Below are 1,911 nucleotides of genomic sequence, written 5' to 3' on the forward strand. Positions count from 1 at the left end.
GAACAGAAACGATTCGGGTGGGAAAATTGCGTCCGAAAATCAGTGAAAAAGGGGTTTTTCTACAGCGTCAACGTGAAGCTAAGGGGCTGCGCGCTTTTGCGCAGTCCCGCTTGAGCGTAGGGTTAGGCATAGTCGCTCCGTGCTACTTGAATACCTTCCTCAATGTCCTTGAAGAAGAGTTCTTGGTTTTGATCGACTACTGAATTTGGGCAAGCTAGCTCTATCAGAATATCAAGCATTGAAGAGAACTCCTTAATATCGCCTTCCATTGGAGGAATGGAATGTTTGTGCGCGATATAGCGCACCGCACGAACAATGATGTTGGGATCGCGACCTTGGCCGGTGAGGTATTCCTCGTGTTGGATGGCCACGTTAAAGTAAAGCTCAACATATGCTTTCGCAAGGACTTCATCAACTTGATTGTCCTTCCATCGAATTGAGCGGGCCACTTCAAAGCAAGCTGAGGTGAGAGCGTTGTTGTCGAGTTCCATGATATGCCTAACGTTTGAATTAAGGGGCGCGCTTTAGCGCGTCCCGCTTGAATGATGGGTTGGGCATTTGGATTGGCATTAGAAATCCACGTATTTCGCCCACTGCCACCCCAACCAGCCAAGTGGTGCGCCGATGAGAAAACCGATGGTTGGCCCGATGACATTGAATGTCTGTGGTGGCCACGCCTGCAGCAGTAGAACAGCCGCAGCCCCAAGGGCTCCGCAAAGGATAGTACGGAGCATTGGTCTGTCAGACGAAGACATGCCAGAAGATGAGTCTAGAGCCGCGATAGCACCATAGAAAGCCCCGAGCACCGCGAATAAAAGACCAACATTAATAATTGCGTGCCAATTACCCCACGGCAAAGAGGTAAGTCCATACATCAGCATGGCAAAAACGAAAGCCAAAGCGAAAAATAATATGGTTCCGACTAACGCGACCCATTTCGTTTGACTTCGGCCTGAGAAATTCATTGAGATGCCCAACGTAAAAGTAAGGGGCTGGCCGCGTCTGAAACACAACGTAGCCCTAAAAGCAAAACAATACCATAAGCCAAACCGAAGCTGCTTAACGGCCAGTCCCGCTTGACTGCTAAGTTAGAGCCGACGTTCATTCCCATGGCTGCTTTGCCTTAAGCTTGTTAAGTTCATCAAGATATTCTTGGTGATTTTTTCGCCAACCATTACGGAAAATAAGCGAGTAACTCAACCAGAGAACCCAACCAAAACCAAATAGTACTGCACCCACCACTATTACAAATGAAATAATAGCTAGCAGACGCCATGAAAGCGCAGATGCTAGAAAACCCATCCCGACTCCAATAAGCCCAATAACCCAAGCAACAAAAAATGGGAAAAGTTGCCGATTTTTATTATCGGGCAAAAAGTGGGCTTTTAGGTTTTGAAAGCTCATTATCTAACGTGAAGCTAAGGGGCTGCGCGCTTTTGCGCAGTCCCGCTTGAGCGTAGGGTTAGGCATAGTCGCTCCGTGCTACTTGAATACCTTCCTCAATGTCCTTGAAGAAGAGTTCTTGGTTTTGATCGACTACTGAATTTGGGCAAGCTAGCTCTATCAGAATATCAAGCATTGAAGAGAACTCCTTAATATCGCCTTCCATTGGAGGAATGGAATGTTTGTGCGCGATATAGCGCACCGCACGAACAATGATGTTGGGATCGCGACCTTGGCCGGTGAGGTATTCCTCGTGTTGGATGGCCACGTTAAAGTAAAGCTCAACATATGCTTTCGCAAGGACTTCATCAACTTGATTGTCCTTCCATCGAATTGAGCGGGCCACTTCAAAGCAAGCTGAGGTGAGAGCGTTGTTGTCGAGTTCCATGATATGCCTAACGAAGCTGTATAAAAAGTATATCCATAACCGCATCATGCCGTGAACCAAATGAGATATCAAGGTCGAAC

At 47.4% G+C, this 1,911-nt stretch carries 4 protein-coding genes; all 4 read right to left on the reverse strand.

Annotated elements, in window-relative coordinates:
* Positions 1-122: 122 nt before the first annotated feature.
* The gene (locus tag EJE49_RS08010) at positions 123-491 is read right to left on the reverse strand and encodes a hypothetical protein (RefSeq protein WP_124949900.1); all 369 of its coding nucleotides are present in this window, start codon (positions 489-491) and stop codon (positions 123-125) included.
* Between the two features lie 78 nt (positions 492-569).
* Positions 570-965: a hypothetical protein gene (locus tag EJE49_RS08015; protein WP_124949901.1), complete on the reverse strand. Its 396-nt coding sequence runs from the start codon at positions 963-965 to the stop codon at positions 570-572.
* Positions 966-1,101: 136 nt separating this feature from the next.
* On the reverse strand, positions 1,102-1,404 hold the full coding sequence (locus EJE49_RS08020) for a hypothetical protein (RefSeq protein WP_124949903.1): 303 nt from the start codon (positions 1,402-1,404) through the stop codon (positions 1,102-1,104).
* Between the two features lie 58 nt (positions 1,405-1,462).
* Positions 1,463-1,911 (reverse strand): hypothetical protein (locus EJE49_RS08025; RefSeq protein ID WP_223246844.1); only part of this gene is annotated, 449 nt, incomplete at its 5' end.

Origin of the sequence: Sulfuriferula thiophila, from assembly GCF_003864975.1 — a bacterium.
In the GTDB taxonomy this organism is placed as follows: Bacteria; Pseudomonadota; Gammaproteobacteria; order Burkholderiales; family Sulfuriferulaceae; genus Sulfuriferula; species Sulfuriferula thiophila.